This window comes from Chitinophaga sp. CC14 (assembly GCF_048957795.1).
GTDB lineage: Bacteria > Bacteroidota > Bacteroidia > Chitinophagales > Chitinophagaceae > Chitinophaga > Chitinophaga ginsengisegetis.
Window position 1 is genome coordinate 173,151 of sequence record NZ_JARBFY010000001.1, and the last position, 18,149, is coordinate 191,299.

Annotated in this window: 10 protein-coding genes; 2 read left to right on the plus strand and 8 right to left on the minus strand. The window is 47.1% G+C overall.

The genetic code is table 11. From position 1 onward, the window contains the following. Window positions 1-12: 12 nt before the first annotated feature. The 6 genes from PV783_RS00725 to PV783_RS00750 all read right to left on the minus strand — a co-directional run bounded on the left by PV783_RS00725 (window position 13) and on the right by PV783_RS00750 (window position 12,467). Complete coding sequence (locus tag PV783_RS00725; protein WP_420986870.1) at window positions 13-6,036, minus strand: alpha-2-macroglobulin family protein; 6,024 nt, start codon at window positions 6,034-6,036, stop codon at window positions 13-15. 145 nt (window positions 6,037-6,181) lie between these two features. Further along, window positions 6,182-7,069: a succinate--CoA ligase subunit alpha gene (sucD, locus tag PV783_RS00730; protein WP_079471030.1), complete on the minus strand. Its 888-nt coding sequence runs from the start codon at window positions 7,067-7,069 to the stop codon at window positions 6,182-6,184. A gap of 217 nt (window positions 7,070-7,286) precedes the next feature. Further along, window positions 7,287-8,102, minus strand: coding sequence for an ABC transporter ATP-binding protein (locus PV783_RS00735; protein WP_079471031.1), 816 nt, complete (start codon window positions 8,100-8,102; stop codon window positions 7,287-7,289). Between the two features lie 2 nt (window positions 8,103-8,104). After that, window positions 8,105-8,848, minus strand: a complete 744-nt coding sequence (locus PV783_RS00740; protein ID WP_079471032.1) for an MlaE family ABC transporter permease — start codon at window positions 8,846-8,848, stop codon at window positions 8,105-8,107. A gap of 62 nt (window positions 8,849-8,910) precedes the next feature. Beyond that, window positions 8,911-9,942, minus strand: a complete 1,032-nt coding sequence (locus tag PV783_RS00745; protein ID WP_079471033.1) for a hypothetical protein — start codon at window positions 9,940-9,942, stop codon at window positions 8,911-8,913. 209 nt (window positions 9,943-10,151) lie between these two features. Next, on the minus strand, window positions 10,152-12,467 hold the full coding sequence (locus PV783_RS00750; RefSeq protein ID WP_079471034.1) for an NADP-dependent malic enzyme: 2,316 nt from the start codon (window positions 12,465-12,467) through the stop codon (window positions 10,152-10,154). Between the two features lie 145 nt (window positions 12,468-12,612). On the opposite strand from PV783_RS00750, the gene PV783_RS00755 reads away from it, so the two are divergent. Beyond that, window positions 12,613-13,053: a DUF4293 domain-containing protein gene (locus tag PV783_RS00755; RefSeq protein ID WP_079471035.1), complete on the plus strand. Its 441-nt coding sequence runs from the start codon at window positions 12,613-12,615 to the stop codon at window positions 13,051-13,053. Between the two features lie 79 nt (window positions 13,054-13,132). On the opposite strand, the gene uvrA is transcribed toward PV783_RS00755, so the two are convergent. Continuing rightward, window positions 13,133-15,952, minus strand: a complete 2,820-nt coding sequence (gene uvrA / locus PV783_RS00760) for an excinuclease ABC subunit UvrA (protein WP_181785024.1) — start codon at window positions 15,950-15,952, stop codon at window positions 13,133-13,135. A gap of 286 nt (window positions 15,953-16,238) precedes the next feature. Here uvrA and PV783_RS00765 point away from each other — a divergent pair, with 286 nt between their 5' ends. Next, window positions 16,239-16,820, plus strand: coding sequence for an RNA polymerase sigma factor (locus PV783_RS00765; RefSeq protein WP_235015960.1), 582 nt, complete (start codon window positions 16,239-16,241; stop codon window positions 16,818-16,820). 80 nt (window positions 16,821-16,900) lie between these two features. Here PV783_RS00765 and PV783_RS00770 read toward each other — a convergent pair whose 3' ends face one another. Beyond that, the gene (locus PV783_RS00770) at window positions 16,901-18,100 is read right to left on the minus strand and encodes a thiolase family protein (RefSeq protein WP_420986872.1); all 1,200 of its coding nucleotides are present in this window, start codon (window positions 18,098-18,100) and stop codon (window positions 16,901-16,903) included. Window positions 18,101-18,149: the final 49 nt, after the last annotated feature.

An 18,149-nucleotide genomic window follows, 5' to 3' on the forward strand; every position in this document is an offset into this window, starting at 1 on the left:
TATGGCAATAATTTACTCGGTTACTTTTACATTAAGACCGCTGCTATGTGCCGAAAACTCCGGCGCATACATACACTGGGCGGTGCTGATACCGTTGGAAAATTTACCCTGGTGGGTAACAAACAACGAGTATTCAAACACATAAGTTCCCTTGGGCAGATAACTGAAGAAGAAATCTGTGGAGGCATCCCGGGTGCTTTCATAGTAGCTTAATCCATCCTGCCATTTGCTGGCGCTGATTACATTGACAGGCTCAAAACAGGCCGCCCGCATGTCTTTCAGGTGGATGTACTCCATTTGCCTGTCGGCGCGTAATACGATCCGCACCTTCACCTTATCTCCTACTTTCAGCTCATTGCCATCGGTGATTTTGGTAAGCACCGGTCCTTTGTCGCTGTTCACTTCTTTGAACAGTTCTTTTTCCAGCACCAGTGGTGTGGCGGCGGCGGTAATTTTATCGAGGTCTTCAAAGTACTGCCAGTACACGGCGCCCCAGGAAGGTTGTCCTTTGCTGCCGCTCACCGTTACACTGATGTTGCCCATATCCGGCTTTACTGCTTTGGCGTCTATCCTTTCTTTAAAATAGCCGGTACCTGCTTCTGTGGCGGCGGGTTTCACGGTAGTATTTCCAAGTTGTATAGTTACTTCCGGAGAAGCGGCCAACCAGTTACTGCCGTGCAGCAGCATAGCATAGCAGGCATCTGCAGTAGATTTGGTGGTATGCCAGTTATTGGTTTGTTTGTTTTTCAGCAACCAGGTTTTCATATCCGCCACTGCATCGGCGTCTTTCCCTGCCACCTGGAAGGCTTCAATCAGCAATGCCTGTGTTTCAATAGGCGCCTGGTACCAGTTGTAACCACCGGTTACATCTTTCCAGTACATACCCATTTCTTTACTGTTCATAGCATTTTCCTTCAGCGATTTTAATATAGCCGCCGGCGTTACCTGGTCGTTCTTTTTAAACTGCGATAACGCAATCATGCCTTGTGCATAGCGGCTTTGCTTTGTCCAGTATTTCTGCTGTTGTGCTATGAAGAAGTCAAACGACTTCTTCATAGCAGCTGGTATGGGTTTGTCGAAGAAACTGCGGGCATACAGGTAGTGGATCTGTATCTGGTCGATCTGTTCTTCTTTCAGGTTAGCCTTTGCTTTGATTAACTTATAATAATCTGCATCAAGCTCTTTATCGAGATAGTCGATGGCCTTCAACGCCATGTCGGTAGCCAGCGGATCTTTTTCTGTTGTAAGCTGCTGCAAATGACCTAAGCCTGCAACAATGTATTGTGTGAGGAAGCGGTCTTTCCACATACCGGTAAACCAGGGGAAAGCGCCATCCGGCAATTGTTTCGCCGCCAGTTGATCTAAGGAAGATTTTTTTTCCTTCTGCATGCGTTGCAGATCAAAGAGCAGGGCGATATTCTTTTTCTGCTGTGTTTCATTTTTTGCTTCCAGCACCCACGGTGTTTGTTGCAGCAACACTGATTTCAGTTCTTCATTCTTTGCCAGGTTGCTTTGTAACGCAGCGGTATCAGTAATCTTCCATTTATCAAAAATGGCTTTTAAACCGGGTGTGGCGTTGGTAATATGTGTAGCCAATGCGTTGGCATAATAGCGGTTAAATACCTGCTCCGCGCATTCATATGGGAACTCCATCAGGTAAGGCAATGCCTGCACGGCATACCAGGCAGGGTTGCTGGTATATTCCACAGTAACGCCATGCTGTACAATTGTTTGGGAAGAATCGCTGTGCAGTAATTTACCGAAGGTAAAGTCATGTTTGCCATCGCCGCGAACCGGTAATGGGAGCGATTCTGTCACCAGCATCCGGTTGGTTAACACCGGCAGTGCATTTTCTTCTCCATCGCTGAAGTTTCCTGCCTGCGCGGTAACCCGGTATATGAGCGCACTCTGGAATCCGTGCGGGATCTGGATCGGGAAGGTTACTACAGTACTTTGTCCTGCTTTGGCAGTAAAGTGTTGCAGCGGGAAAATGTTCTGGAACCATCCGTCTACCGGTTGCATGGTAGTGGCATCCAGCAGTTCCAGGTGTGCCTGGCCTATCAGCTGGGAGTCGGACAGGTTGCTCACTTTAGCCGTGAATTCCATTTTATCTCCTTCGCGTACAAACCGGGGTGTATTGGGCTGGATCATCAGCACTTTCTGCGTAACAATACTGGTGCTGGTATAACCGAAAGCCAGTTCTTTTGTATGTGCCAGGCCCTGGAAGTTCCATTTGGTAAGGGCTTCCGGAACAGTAAACTCAAAGGTGATATTGCCGTCTTTATCCGTGCGGAGATCCGGGAAGAAGAAAGCAGTTTCCTGGAAGTTTTTACGGATAGAAGGAGCAGTAGGTTCCTCTCCGTGTGCCGGCTCTTTTTCTCCGGCAGTTTTGTTAGCGGGGGCTGTATCAGTAATTCTGTCGTCAGCCAGTGCTGCTGCCGGAGCGGGGGCCATTTCCTGCACTGCTATGCCACCTACCGCTGCAGAGGCCTTCATTCTTTTTGTGCCTGCAGCCCCCCTTATCAGGATCCGTTGTCTGCCGGCGCCATCCATCATGTTCCAGTCGAACAGGTTCAGCATTTCATAAGTCTTTTCCTCAGTAGGATGCGCTTTCCCCTCGTGGTCATACAGTCCTGTGGATACATCCATTTTGAAATTCTCCCTGCCGTTGAACCTTAGTATATTATTTACATAAGGGTAGATAGCCGGCTGATACCATTTGTGTGGTATGAATTCATCCAGGGATGCATCATACATAGAAGCCAGCATCTCAGCGGCTGCTTTTTCATTCTTATAACCTGATATCTGTGCGGTCCACTTTTCCTTTTCTCCCGGTAATAATTTATCACGATGGGTGCCCAGCTTTATTTGCAGGTCTTTGTTGTCCCAGGTGACCGTTACCGTTGGTTCAACAGTAAATACCCGGTTATCTTTTACAAACACATACGCCAGCGATATATTTCCGCGATCGTTTTCTGTTACAGGGAACTCCAGTTGCTTTACACCGGAGAGTTCCAATGTGGAAAGTACTTCGGGCGCAACTACCGTTTTCTTTGTTTGAATCACGTGCACATTACCGGCAGAAGACCCCAGCAGGATAGTGGCCGTTTTACCCGGCGACACCACAGCAGAAGAAGGATACGACCATAAATATGCAGGCGCCGGTAATGTTTTCGGATGAACGTCTATCAACTCGAAAGTTGTTTTCTGCACCACCAATTCGTTGTTCTTGTCTTTCGCACTTACTTCCAGTTCATAAAATCCCGGGGCCAGCTTTTTGGTGTCCAGCACTACTTTTCCTTCCGGGTTACCGGCAATGGTTTGCTGGAGCACTGCCGCCTGGCGGGGCCAGTTTTTACGGTCGTCTTCTGCCTTGTAGATATCTACCGGGAACGCCTGTACGTAACTGGCTTCGTCCATTACAAACTGATCAGGCGCTTCCCAATAGCGGGGACGCAGCAGGCGCTTGTTAGGAGTGAGCGGTTTTATCTGCACAGTAAGGTTCGCAGGTTCAAAGGCGCCGTTCAGGTTGCGGGAATAGATCTTCAGCTCCTTAAAATCTTCGGGTTGCAGGCGGTCCGGCGCATTCACCACAATTTCCATCGACTGGTAGCCCACGCTGATGGATTGGTCACCGCTGCGGGTTTCGCCGTTAAGATCTGTTACATCTGCATGTACTACGTAGGTAAATACCGGTTTGGTGGCGGGGTCTACAGATTTGTCGCTGAGTGCGGGAAACTGTACACGGAAGGCGCCGTTGGCGTCGGTAGTTGTTTCTCCATGAACAATTTCACGGGAGGAACCATACGGCGCGGCTATCTTATAAAATAACCATGGGTAAGGATAACGTACCTGTCGCTCTACGCGGTAGGTCACTTTGGCGCCGTCGATATTGTTACCGGCAAAGGCCAGGGCTTTGGCATTGGCAGTAACGGTGTCCCCTATACGATAAGTGCTTTTTATGGTATCAAACTGCACATAGAATTTAGGGCGCTTGTATTCTTCTACCTGGAAAGCGAGGTATCCGTTGCCATCTTCATCTCTCAGGCTGTAACCTCCGTTCATGCGGCCTTCCGGCAATATAAATTTCCCGGAATAGGCGCCGAATTCGTTGGTGGTTACTTTAATTGAGTCTGCTTTATCACCATTGGCGTCGTACAACGACAAGGTGGTTTTGTAATTAGTGAGTATATCGCTACCGGTTTCATTGACGCGTTTCTTTAAAACAATCCCTTTAAAATAAATGGTTTGTCCGGGGCGGTAAATGCTCCTGTCGGCAAACAGGAAGGTTTGTGCCTTTGGTTCTTCCTCTCGTTCATAGTTGGTATAATAGTAACTGTGTGAGTCGATATACAACTCATCCTGTCCATTTTTCCAATGCAGCCGCAGGTTATTATTTTGCTTGAGTGGAGCAGACTTTACGCGGCCATCGTTACCGGTGGTAAGGTTTTCCACCAGTACCCATTCTTCTGTATTATTGTTATTCTTATTTCTCAGCAATTGCAGGTTGATGCCTGCCAAAGGTTTACCAGTGGTACGATGCAGGGCATAATACGTGTTGCCGTTTTCTATATAGCTTATATTGGATACCCAGGTCATTTGCATGGCCATAGGATTGTTTTTCAGGGCAAACTGCGGATCCGCACTGGATAACAACATATAATGGCCGGCAGGCAGGGCGTCTATTTTAATTTCTGCTTTATGGGTGATATAATCCTGCGGATCGGGCAGGGCCTGTTCCCATGATTTTATGGTGGAGCGCGACAACATCAGCTGCCAGTAGGTATTGGCCTGGTCGCGGTAGTTACTCTGTGCCTTGCGCAACAGCTTCAGGAAGGTTTCATCCACTTTAAAAACGCGCAGATAGATCTTATTAAGATTCTTATATCTTACCAGGGTTCTGAATGGCAGCTCCGGAACATTCACGGTTTCTGTTGCCAGCTCCAGGAATTGCTCGCTGATCTGGTCCAGCATGTAAGCGCAGGACACACCTCCGGTAGATTTAGGAGCCAGTGCTACTGCTTTTTCGCAAATGGCTTTCGCTTTCCTGATATTATCTCCTTTGTCGTCCTTAGCAGCCTCTCCTTTCTGCATGTAATAAGAAGCCTGCATTGCCATGACGGAAGTCACTTCTTTTTCACCGGCGTAGGCCAACGCCATCTGGTCGAGCGCCTGGAGGTAAAGCGCATCTTTATTTTCCGTTACTGCCACCTGGTTCATCCAGGCAACTCTTTCCACATCCACATCCAGCAACGCGGCTTTATTGCCGGCATGCAGGCGGATCAGTTCCTGCAGGATCAGCAGGGCCTGATATTGCAGGGAAGCACTATCGGTGCTGGTGAAGTGATGCGCGGCAAAAGTAGCGGCAGGCGCAAAGGCGGCAGGGTCGTTAAGTTCAAACTGGTTGGTGGGATTGGTAATGGTGGCTTCTCCCGATTTAAAATAATCCAGGGCGCGGTGGGCCAGCAAATCGTACAGGGTTGGCCGTAGTTGCCGGGTAGTCCCTTTAACGATAACAGGTTCAAAGGCCGTGAGGCTTGTTTTTTCAAGCATATCCCGGTTGGACAACGATGCCTGGTAGGCGGCAGTAATTTCCTGGTGCAGCCGGTCGGCCCCCCAGGTGCTTACATCCGTTCCCTCGTCGCCGGCAATGGCGGTGCGGTTATAAAACCGGTACCGGTTATTCTGAAAATACCGGTACAGCATTTCGGCTTTGATGCTTTGGAGGATGGCCTTCTGTGCGCCGGTAGCAGCGGTGATTTCCCCGTCTATTTTCTGCATATTGAGCAGGGTGCTGCTATCGTTGATCTCCGCGTTGTATTTCATCTGGTAGATGAGCGCTTTGATCTGTTGTGCCGTAGCCTTGGCCTTTACAGCGTGGGCATAAATGTCATTGACTACTTCCAGGGCCGATTTAGGCAATCCCTTTTCTTCCAGCGTGGTAATTTTCTTCCAGGAGTTATCGTAGTTGAACTGGGCCATCATCTTGTTGCTGCTAAAGATTAAAACAATGAATATTCCAATGAATAAACGCATATAGGATCGTTATTTACAGTAAGTTACTTTTTTTACTGAGGATGCCGGTGCGGGCATGGTTTCCATAAAGGGGAACAAAAAAGGTGAAAAGTGTTGGAATAGATCTCCTTCACTTTTCACCTTATATAATTTTACCGGCAGATAATTATGCCAGGACTGCTGCTTTGCTTAATACTTCTGCCATTGTTTTACCAATGTTGGCAGGGCTTTCCACTACGTGAACACCACATTCTGCCATAATCTTCATTTTTGCAGCGGCGGTATCTTCAGCACCACCAATGATAGCACCTGCGTGACCCATACGGCGTCCCGGAGGCGCGGTTTGGCCGGCGATGAAACCAACAACCGGTTTAGTACCGTTTGCCTTGATCCACTGGGCTGCTTCTGCTTCCATGCTGCCACCAATTTCACCGATCATGATGATACCTTCTGTTTCAGGATCGTTCATCAGCAGTTCCACAGCGTCTTTGGTAGGGGTACCGATGATTGGATCTCCACCAATACCGATGGCGGTAGAAACGCCTAAGCCGGCTTTTACCACCTGGTCGGCTGCTTCATAGGTTAAAGTACCGGATTTGGATACGATACCGATCTTACCTTTTTTGAAGATAAAGCCAGGCATGATACCTACTTTAGCTTCATCTGCGGTGATAACGCCAGGGCAGTTTGGTCCGATGAGGCGGGTAGTTGTACCCTGCAGGAAATTCTTCGCCTTGATCATATCCTGTACAGGAATACCTTCTGTGATACATACCACCAGAGCAATACCAGCTTCGGTAGCTTCCATGATTGCGTCAGCTGCAAATGCAGGAGGTACAAAAATGATAGAAACATTCGCACCGGTTGCCTTTACTGCATCGGCTACCGTGTTGAACACCGGGCGTTCCAGGTGCGTGCTGCCACCTTTACCGGGTGTAACACCACCCACTACCTGGGTACCATATTCGATCATCTGTGTAGCGTGGAAAGTACCTTCAGTACCGGTAAATCCCTGAACAATCACTTTGCTATCCTTATTAACTAAAACACTCATCGCGCTTGTTTTATTGGTTTAATATTATATGTCTGATTCTTCTGGACGGCAAAAATAAGCCGATTTCCATAATTCTGCAATTTAGTGCCTTTAAGATAAAGCTACCAATTGGTTTGGAAAATAATTGGCAATAAATAGGAGTATTCGCAAGCCAGCAGTGCCAATAATAACAGATCTAAATACTATATATTATCTTTTTTACTGATAATCATATACTTTACTGTTCCCCTTGTTCCTTTTTCAGCTGCTCCCGCCACTTTCCGTCTTTAAATAATTCCAGCTGCCGCATTTCTTTTGCTTCCCGCAGGAACTCGGAGGCGAAAATGAAGTCGTTTAATTTCTGGTCCTTGCTGAATACGATATCTTTATTACTACCCTCCCACTGCTTCTGGCCCTGGTACATATATACAATATGGTCGCCGCTTTCCATTACGGTGTTCATATCGTGGGTGTTAATAACAGTTGTGATATTATATTCCTGGGTGAGTTCTGTAATGAGCTTATCAATAAGCAGGGAGGTTTGCGGGTCCAGACCGGAGTTGGGCTCATCGCAGAAAAGATACTTCGGGTTGAGCACAATAGCGCGGGCAATGCCCACCCTTTTCTTCATCCCGCCGCTGATTTCAGCGGGGAACTTTTTAGCGGCTTCTTTCAGCTGTACCCTTTCGAGGCACTCTGCTACCCTGGCTTTTTTCTCTTTCAGCGTGCCTTTGCCAAACATTTCCAGGGGAAACATCACATTCTGTTCAACGGTCATACTATCGAACAGGGCGGAACCCTGGAACAGCATGCCTATTTCCTGGCGTATTACCTTCTTCTCTTTTTCATCCATCGCGGTAAAGTCCTGTTTATCGTACAGTACTTTACCTTCGTCCACCCCCATCAGTCCTACAATGCACTTCATCATCACGGTTTTACCGCTACCGCTGGCGCCAATGATGAGATTTACTTTACCGGGTTCCATTATTGTTGATACGCCCTTCAGTATTTCCTTATCCCCAAAACCCTTTCTTATGTCTTGCAGTTCAATCATGATTACAGTAATATGGCCGTTAATGCGTAGTCCATGAATAATATCAGCACGCAGCTTACCACTACGGCAGTAGTGCTGGCTTTACCTATTTCCAGTGCGCCACCGGTTACGTTATAGCCGTAATAAGCAGATACGCTGGCAATAATAAACCCGAAAGTATAGGATTTGGCCATCGCAAAAAATACGTTGTATGCCTTGAACTCCTGCCGGAGCCCCTGCATAAACTGCTCGGAAGAAATAATGCCCGAAAGCTCACCTGCTTCCTTGCCACCCCAGATACCCAGGAAACCCGCAATGGCTACCAGTACCGGTATCATCAGCACTGCGGCCATAATTTTAGGCGCTATCAGGTATCCTTTGGTATTGATCCCCATAATTTCCAGGGCGTCAATCTGTTCAGATATCCGCATATTACCCAGTTCCGAAGCTATTTTTGATCCGATTACGCCCGCCAGTACAATACAGGTAAGCGTTGGCGCAAATTCCAGGATAATAGTATCTCTTACCACCTGTGCGATGGTACTTTTTGGAATGATAGGACTTACCAGCTGATACGCCGTTTGTAAGGTAGTTACCCCTCCCATAAACAGGGAAATAATAAATACTATCCCAAACGACCCTACGCCGATATCCACACATTGCTGCATAAATTGCTTCCAGTACATCTTCATGTTTTCCGGGCGGGAAAACATGCCTTTGAGCATGAGCAGGAAGTTTCCGAAATGATAGAAGAATTTGAACTCCATAACTGATCAAAGATAGGAAGGATTTTTTCAATCATATCCTAATTTAAGATTTAATGCAGGGCTTAACGTAAACTACTCACCAGCAAACGCTTCAGGCTACGCTCAATAATCTCCCCCATCGTTTTACAACGGGAAAATACGGCATCATGATAATATTCCGCCAGCTCATCGCCCAGCTGCTGGATCTTTTCGGGGAAAGAAACGCGGTCGGTCATGATCACATCCCGCAGGTCTTTAATGCGGTGCCGCTGCACTTTAATACGGCGGGCAATTACCGCACGTTCTTCCTGCTGATACTGTTTTACTACTTCTGCATTGAGATGTTTAATGGCGAGGTCCACAAATACCCGGTTCTCTTTAAAGTACTGTGGCATATATAAAGTACGCCTGCCTTCGTAAAACTGCTGGTCAAAATCAATGGCGCGGATACGGAACTGTACATCATCAAAATCCGGGGTAATATCAAAAATGAAGTTATAGGAACGCATGTCGCCCAGCAGCCGTACAAAGCACCGTTCATTGAACTTTACAAATTCCTTGGCGATACGTTTCGGGTTAAATTCGGGCCTGTTCAGATAGTGCAGAATAAACTGATCGCCGGGCACCCCGGCAATATGTTCTTCCACGAGGGTATTACCATCGATCAGGAAGTTCATCCAGTAGGGAGATAAAATATGCTCCAGTTCCAGGCCGTAAATACGGGAGGCATCGGCAATCTTGATATAAAAATAGTCGTATACTTCGTTGTAATTATTGACAATCTTAATCCGGAAAGGATGGGAATTCCCAAAAGTGCAGTAGTCGATCCGCTCAATATGCAGGTGCTCTTCCGCTGTTTGGTCGCCACCGGCCTTCAGAATGGAGTACACCCGCTTTAACCCTGCGTGGATAGACCCCACCATACTCTGGGGATAAAAAACGGTTTCCCACAAAGTATCTTTCCCTTCCTTGTCGTACACCGATATCGCCTGATCATAATACCGCAGCTCCTCGTAAGATATAGGCAGCTTCACTTCCCGCTCATACATTTTAAGGTAATTGCGGAAAGCGGAGTTGATCGGAAAAAATATCTTCTTTCGGGAAATAGTTTGCATAGGATAAATATAGCGGATTTTGTCTTTCTCAGGATTAAACTGATTTTACTGATTTAGGGATTTGATCACTTTTGATTTTAAAAGATTCGGGGAGATATAAGCGGGTATATTCGCTTATATCTCCCCAAATCTTTTAAAAATCTGAAAAACTAAATCAGTAAAATCAGTTTAATCCTGAGAAAGACAAAATCCGCATCGCCGAAGGCGATTTACTTCTTTTTCTTCTTCTTGCCCTTCTCTTCTTTCTGCTCTCTGCAGCATTTCTCCTGGGCGTCTACCACGGCGATGTTCACCATGTTAACAATTTGTCTTACTGTGCTGCCCAGCTGGAGGATATGCACCGGCTTCTTCATCCCCAACAGGATAGGACCGATGGCGTCAAATCCGGCCACTTCCTGCAACAGGTTATAAGCGATATTACCAGCGGCCAGGTTAGGGAAGATGAGGGTGTTTACTTCTTCTTCCAGTAACTCCGTGAACGGATAATTATCTTTCAGAATTTCCTTATTGAAAGCCATTGCTGCCTGGATTTCTCCATCTACAATGAGGGAAGGATCACGTTGTTTTACTATTTCACGTGCTTTGCTCATGGTTTGCGCTTCCGGCGTCTGGCTGCTGCCAAAGTTGGAATACGACAGCATGGCAATGCGCGGCGTCATATTAAAATGCTTTACTTCCTTCGCTACCATCATGGTGATATCCGCCAGTTCTTCTGCCGTAGGGTTGAAGTTGACAGTGGTATCCGCGAGGAACAAAGGTCCGCGTTTGGTTTGGATGATATACATACCGGCTACACGTTTCGCGCCTTCTTCCATACCAATTACCTGCAAGGCCGGGCGGATGGTATCGGGGTACTTACGGGTGAGGCCGGAAATGAGCGCATCCGCCTCCCCGGTTTCCACCATCATACAGCCAAAGTAGTTACGTTCGCGCATAATTTTACGCGCTTCGTAGAGGTTCAGCCCTTTGCGCTGGCGTTTCTGGAAAAACAGATCTCCAAAGCGGTGACGCATTTCCTTCATCTCTTCACTCTTCGGATCTATGATCACCACATCATCAATTTCGATGGCGTTTTCCAGCATCAGTTCGCGGATACGGGCTTCATTACCCAATAAAATCGGGTAGGCGATGCCTTCGTCATTCACTACCTGTGCGGCTTTCAGCACTTTCAGGTTATCTGCTTCCGCAAACACAACCTTCCTCGGATCGCGGCGGGCTTTGGTACCGATTACCCTGAAGAGCTGATTATCCAGCCCGAGGCGGTGATTCAGTTCATTCCGGTATGCTTCCCAGTCGGTGATGGGGTGATGCGCCACGCCGCTGTCCATTGCTGCTTTAGCTACGGCAGGTGCTACGGTGCTGAGCAGGCGTGGATCCAATGGTTTAGGAATGATATATTTCGGTCCGAAGAAAATATTTCTTTCGTTATAGGCCAGGTTCACGATATCGGGTACCGGCGACTTTGCCATATCGGCCAAAGCCCTTACTGCGGCCAGTTTCATGGCCTCGTTAATTTGTGTGGCTCTCACGTCGAGGGCCCCACGGAAAATGTAAGGGAAACCCAGTACATTGTTCACCTGGTTGGGATAATCGGAACGGCCGGTAGCCATGATAATATCCGGGCGTGCCGCGATGGCTGTTTCATAAGCAATTTCCGGATCGGGGTTTGCCATTGCAAATACGATCGGGCTTTTAGCCATGCTCTTGATCATTTCGGCTGTCACCACATTACCTACAGATAAGCCCAGGAACACATCTGCTCCCTTCATGGCTTCTGCCAGTGATTTAACTTTCGTGCTGGTAGTGAATTGTTTATGTCTGTCGGAAAGATCCTGGCGGTCTTTATTCAATACGCCGTCTTTATCAAACATGATAAAGTTTTCCGGTTTGGCGCCCAGTGCCACATACAGCTTTACACAAGCCATAGCAGCGGCTCCTGCGCCATTTACCACTATTTTTACTTTCTCTATTTTCTTTTTTACCAGTTCCAGTGCATTCAGCAATGCGGCAGAGGAAATGATGGCCGTACCATGCTGGTCATCGTGCATGATCGGAATTTTCAGTTCCTTCCTGAGCCTGTCTTCGATTTCAAAGCACTCGGGACTTTTAATATCTTCCAGGTTGATCCCCCCGAAAGTAGGCTCCAGCGCCTTTACAGCGGCCACAAAGGTATCCGGATCTTTTGCATCCAGTTCTATATCAAATACGTCAATATCAGCGAATATTTTAAACAATACTGCTTTCCCTTCCATCACCGGTTTGCCGGCTTCAGGGCCAATATCTCCTAAGCCCAATACAGCGGTACCATTGCTGATAACGCCCACCAGGTTGCCTTTCGCGGTATATTTGTAAACGTTTTCTACATCATTGAAAATTTCTTTGCATGGCTCTGCCACTCCGGGAGAGTATGCGAGTGAGAGATCCCATTGTGATTTTGTGTCTTTCGTAGGTATGACTTCTATTTTGCCCGGCCTGCCCTTTGCATGATAATCCAACGCATCCTGCTTATTCAGTTTCTTTGCCATATAAATATAAGATTGTTATTGGGCGTGCAATATACGAACTATTGAATTAAGGGCAGCCACCCAAATAGTGGGATATCCTCTCATAATTACGCCTGCTAACCATTAAAATTACTTACTTTTACAGCGTTAAACATTCGTAAATATCATGATACAACGCATCCAGAGTCTCTATCTGCTATTGGCTGCCGCCGCAGGCGCTGCTGCTCTGTCTTTCGATTTGTGGAGAGCTACCCTTTCCAATGGCGTAAAGCAATCTGTAAACGCTTCCAGCAACTATCTCCTGTTTGTACTGTACATCATTATTATCCTGCTGGCCCTCGTCACTATTTTCCTTTTTAAGAAACGTAAACTGCAGTTCCGGCTGACAATATTTAACATTCTTTTTGGGTTCGGAGCGCTGGCATATCAATATTATGTGGTGCAGCAAACGGCCAATAAGCTGAACACCGGTGGCATTACCATTACCTCAGCGTCTTATTTGCCCGCATCTTTCTTACCCATCGTTGTCATCATACTTTTATTCCTCGCTGCCAGGGGAATTTATAAAGATGAGAAACTGATCAAATCACTGGACAGACTCAGATAAACAGGATGTAAAGTCCTTCGCATAAAAAAGCCATTGTCTTTACGTGTGTAAAGACAATGGCTTTTTTAAATCTATATCCTTATTTCAGGAACTTCCCGGTATAACTTTCTTTTACTTTTTTCAATCCTTCCGGTACGCCGGCATACAGTAAATTACCGCCACCAGCACCCCCTTCAGGCCCAAGATCAATTACCCAGTCGGCACTCCTGATCACATCCAGGTTGTGTTCAATGACCAGTACGGTATGTCCCTGTTCAATAAGGGCATTGAAGGAGTCCAGCAATTTTTTAATATCATGAAAATGCAGGCCGGTGGTAGGTTCATCGAAAATAAACAGGATATGTCCCTGGGCTTTTCCTTTACCCAGGAAAGAGGCCAGCTTCACACGCTGTGCCTCGCCGCCACTCAGCGTATCACTGCTTTGTCCGAGTTTTACGTATCCCAGTCCCACACTGCTCAACGGGCGTATTTTATTGCACACATCTTTTTCCTCTTTGAAAAAGTCCAGCGCTTCGTCTACTCCCATTTCCAGTACTTCGTAAATATTTTTCCCTTTATAGGTTACTTCGAGTACTTCGTCTTTAAAGCGTTTACCACCGCAGCTTTCGCAGGTAAGATGTACATCTGCGAGGAACTGCATTTCCACAATCACTTCCCCTTCGCCTTTACATGCGTCGCAACGGCCGCCATCTACGTTAAAGGAGAAATGTTTTGGCTGGAAGCCGCGCATCTTGCTCAGTGGCTGTTTGGAGTACAGATCCCTGATCTCATCATACGCTTTAATATAAGTTACCGGGTTGGAACGCGACGATTTTCCGATTGGGTTCTGGTCAATCATTTCCACCTGTGTAACGTCATCCAGCGCACCTTTGAGGGCTTTGTGATTCCCTACCCTTTCTGCAAATTCACCTTTCAGTTTCATCAGCGCCGGGTACAGGATTTGTTTAACCAGCGTGGTTTTACCCGATCCGCTCACACCACTGATCACGGTTAATACCTGTAAAGGAAAATCAACGGTAATGTCTTTCAGGTTATGTTGACGGGCGCCTTCAACGGTAATTGCTTTTTTCCATTTACGCACTTTCGCCGGCGGATCAATCGTAAACTGGCCGCTGAGATATTTACCGGTAAGGCTTTTACCATCTTTTAAGATCTGCGGATAGGTGCCTTCAAAAATAACTTCACCACCCAGGTGACTCGCCAGTGGCCCCATATCGATGATATAGTCGGCTTCCTCCATCATCTGCTCATCATGTTCCACTACCACCACGGTATTACCGAGGTCACGCAATTCTTTCAGTACCGCAATCAGGCGGTGGGTATCCCGCGCATGCAGTCCTATGCTTGGTTCATCAAGAATGTACATGGAATTGGTGAGGTTACTTCCCAGGGTGCGGGTAAGCTGAATACGCTGACTTTCGCCCCCACTGAGGGTATTGGCCACACGGTTCAGGGTAAGGTATCCTAAACCTACATCCAGTAAGGTTTTAATCCGGTGATTAATTTCAAGCAGGATACGCTTTCCGATCTGTTGTTCGAACTCATTGAGTTGCAGGTTGTCGAACCATTCCTTCAGGTTAGACACCGGCATATCTACCAGTTCGGCGATACTGCGGTCACCTACTTTTATATAAAGTGCTTCTTTGCGTAAACGTCCGCCGCCACAATCCGGACAAACGGTGCGTCCGCGGTAGCGGGCCTGTAACACGCGGTATTGCACCTTGTACAGGTTTTGTTCCACCATTTTAAAGAACTCGTTCAACCCGTAAAAGTGTTCGTTACCCGTCCAGAGTAATTTCACCTGTTCATCGGTAAGTTCTGCGATGGGCTTATGCACCGGGAAACCAAACTTGCGCGCGGTTTTAATGAGCGCTTCTTTGTATTCGCCCATTTTTTCCCCGCGCCACGGGGCTACGGCGCCTTCAAATACGCTTAACCGTTTGTCGGGGATCACCAGGTCGGCATCGATGCCCAGCACCTGTCCGAAACCTTCACAGGTAGGACATGCACCGTATGGATTATTAAAAGAGAACAGGTTGGGGACAGGTTCTTCAAACTGGATACCATCCAGTTCAAAGCGGTTGGCAAAATGCTGCATCTCCTTACCATCAATTTCCACGTAGCAATCGCCTTCACTTTCATAAAAGGCGGTTTGTACGCTATCGGCTATACGATGTTTATCATCTTCCTCAAAATCCTTTGCTACCAAACGATCTATGAGCACCCATGCATTATCGGGAACCGTTATTTTCTTCTGTTCCAGCAGTTCTTCTATACGTACCAGTCCGGAGCCTTCACTACCGGGCATGTATAAACGGGAAAAGCCTTTCTGCACCAGGATGTTCAGTTCTTCTTTTACCTCTCTTTTGGCATGCCTGCGGAAGGGAGCAAGGAGTAACACCTTTGTGCCATTTTTCAGTTTTGTGATATAATCCACCACATCACTTACTTCATGTTTTTTTACCAGTTTTCCGGAGATGGGGGAATAGGTTTTACCCACCCTTCCATACAGCAACCGCAGATAGTCATAAATTTCCGTCATCGATCCCACGGTAGAACGGGGTGTACGGGTAATCACTTTCTGCTCAATCGCAATCGCGGGACAAATTCCCTTGATGTAGTCTACATCCGGTTTGTTCATCCGCATCAGGAACTGACGGGCATAAGAACTTAAGCTTTCCGCATACCTGCGCTGGCCTTCCGCGTACAGCGTATCCATAGTGAGGGAGGATTTCCCGGAACCGGACACACCAGTAACAACTACCAGCTTACTGCGGGGAATGGAGACGCTTACATTCTTAAGATTATGTACCCTGGCTCCTTTTATGAAAATATGGTCCTGTGGGCTAACTTCCTGAGGATCAATTATGCTTGTTTGTTTCTTTACTTTTGTTGCCATGACAGAACAAATTTAAGGGAAAAGATGTTAGTTCGGCGGCTTGCTTTTTACAGATGTCCGCAATACGCTAAAAGCTAATACCTATGCGCTGAAAGCGATTTTTTATTATTTGTTTTATTGAACTAATCTTTTATATTTGCATAGGACCAGATCTATCTCGCTGGACAATCCAAAAATCATCATTAACTAAAACTGTTCAATATCGCTTAAACTCTACTTAATTAAAACAACCAAACTGGCTGTAAAGTCTGTAATTATTTACTAACCCGCCTAGTTGTAGAAGTTTATGCAAGTAATGTACAAATTGTGCGATGAGCAGTTGATTACCCTCTTTAAAAAGGGGCATTCTTCCGCATTAGAAGAGTTGGTTCACCGTCATAAAGATAAGGTGTTCACTTCTATCCTGTTACTGGTGAAAGATTCATTCCTCGCGGAAGATATTTTCCAGGACACCTTCATTAAGATTATTGACACCATCAGGGCCGAACGTTATACTGAAAAGGGAAAGTTTTTACCCTGGGCGATGCGCATTGCGCATAACCTGTGTGTGGATCATTTCCGGAAGATCAAGCGTACACCAATGATCAGGACCGGAGATGACAAAGACATCTTTGATGTGCTGGGCTTCAGCGACAGCTGTGCAGAAGAAAAGCTCATTACCCGTCAGAGTCATGACCGCGTTCGCAGAATGCTGGACATGCTTCCGGAAGAACAGCGGGAAGTAATTATCCTGCGACACTATGCCGAATTAAGCTTTAAAGAAATTGCCGATCTCACGCAAGTGAGTATCAATACCGCACTAGGTCGGATGCGTTATGGTCTGATCAATCTCCGGAAAATGATGACGGAGAAACAAATCTGTCTATGAGGAACCCTTTTTTTTGCTTGCCAGCAACGAGCGGCCGGATGTAATGTCCGACCGCTCGCTATTTTAGGGAAGGTCTGTTTTTATAAACGTTCAAATATCATAGCAGCGCCCTGCCCCACTCCTACGCACATGGTAGCCAAACCATATTTAGCTCCGTCCCTTCGTTTCATTTCATGCAGCAGCGTAGCCGTAATCCGCGCACCACTACACCCCAGCGGGTGACCAATAGCAATAGCGCCCCCATTTACATTCACGATATCCGGATTTAATGCCAGGTCGCGCATACAGGCGAGCGACTGTGCCGCAAACGCTTCATTCAGTTCAGCCAGGTGCAGCTGGTCCGCCGTGATGCCCGCGCGCAGCAAAGCCTTCTTCGATGCCGGCACCGGGCCTATCCCCATAATTGAAGGATCTACTCCCGCTACTGCCATGCTTTTTATTTGCGCCAGCGGCTGAAGATTAAACTGCTTCAATGCCTTTTCAGATACAATTAATACCGCAGCTGCGCCATCGTTGATACCGGAAGAATTACCGGCTGTAACAGAGCCGCCTTTTGCAAATGCAGGACGTAAGCCGGCGAGCTTCTCCAGTGTGGTATCGCGCGGATGTTCATCTTTAGAAAAAATCACCTGCTCTTCTTTATTGGGAGTGATGGGCACCGGGATAATTTCATCCTGCCATTTACCGGCATCCAGGGCTTTCCTGTAAAGCGTTTGACTTCTTAACGCAAAAAGGTCCTGCTCCTCCCGGCCAATATTCCACTGGTTCGCTACATTTTCTGCGGTTTCTCCCATAGAAAAAGGATAATACATATCGGCCAGTTTTTTATTGGTGAAACGCCAGCCAATAGTGGAATCATACATCTCTGTTTTACGGCTGAAAGCACCGTCAGATTTACTCATCACAAAAGGCGCACGGGTCATGCTTTCCACGCCGCCGGCCAGGTACACGTCTCCTTCACCACACATCACTGCACGGGCGGCATCCATGATCGCCTGCATACCGGAAGCGCATAAACGATTTACAGTATTACCGGCAACAGTTACCGGCAAACCAGCCAGCAATGCGGCCATACGCGCCACATTCCGGTTATCTTCACCGGCCTGGTTGGCAGCGCCGGCAATTACATCTTCTATTACAGCAGGATCGAGAGAAGGATTTCTTTCCATCAACGCCTTCAGCAGATGAGCCAGCAGATCATCCGGGCGGACGGTACTTAATGCGCCCCCGTAACGGCCTATCGGCGTACGCACCGCATCTACAATATATGCAACTTGCATGTGGTTGTTTTGGTTTATATGCAAATAAAACACATCCCGCCAACTCAAC

Excerpts from the sequence above, each read along its gene's own strand:
- PV783_RS00725 (WP_420986870.1), bottom strand. The coding sequence starts at position 6,036 with ATGCGTTTATTCATTGGAATATTCATTGTTTTAATCTTTAGCAGCAAC.
- sucD (WP_079471030.1), bottom strand. The coding sequence starts at position 7,069 with ATGAGTGTTTTAGTTAATAAGGATAGCAAAGTGATTGTTCAGGGATTT.
- PV783_RS00735 (WP_079471031.1), bottom strand. The coding sequence starts at position 8,102 with ATGATTGAACTGCAAGACATAAGAAAGGGTTTTGGGGATAAGGAAATA.
- PV783_RS00740 (WP_079471032.1), bottom strand. The coding sequence starts at position 8,848 with ATGGAGTTCAAATTCTTCTATCATTTCGGAAACTTCCTGCTCATGCTC.
- PV783_RS00745 (WP_079471033.1), bottom strand. The coding sequence starts at position 9,942 with ATGCAAACTATTTCCCGAAAGAAGATATTTTTTCCGATCAACTCCGCT.
- PV783_RS00750 (WP_079471034.1), bottom strand. The coding sequence starts at position 12,467 with ATGGCAAAGAAACTGAATAAGCAGGATGCGTTGGATTATCATGCAAAG.
- PV783_RS00755 (WP_079471035.1), top strand. The coding sequence starts at position 12,613 with ATGATACAACGCATCCAGAGTCTCTATCTGCTATTGGCTGCCGCCGCA.
- uvrA (WP_181785024.1), bottom strand. The coding sequence starts at position 15,952 with ATGGCAACAAAAGTAAAGAAACAAACAAGCATAATTGATCCTCAGGAA.
- PV783_RS00765 (WP_235015960.1), top strand. The coding sequence starts at position 16,239 with ATGCAAGTAATGTACAAATTGTGCGATGAGCAGTTGATTACCCTCTTT.
- PV783_RS00770 (WP_420986872.1), bottom strand. The coding sequence starts at position 18,100 with ATGCAAGTTGCATATATTGTAGATGCGGTGCGTACGCCGATAGGCCGT.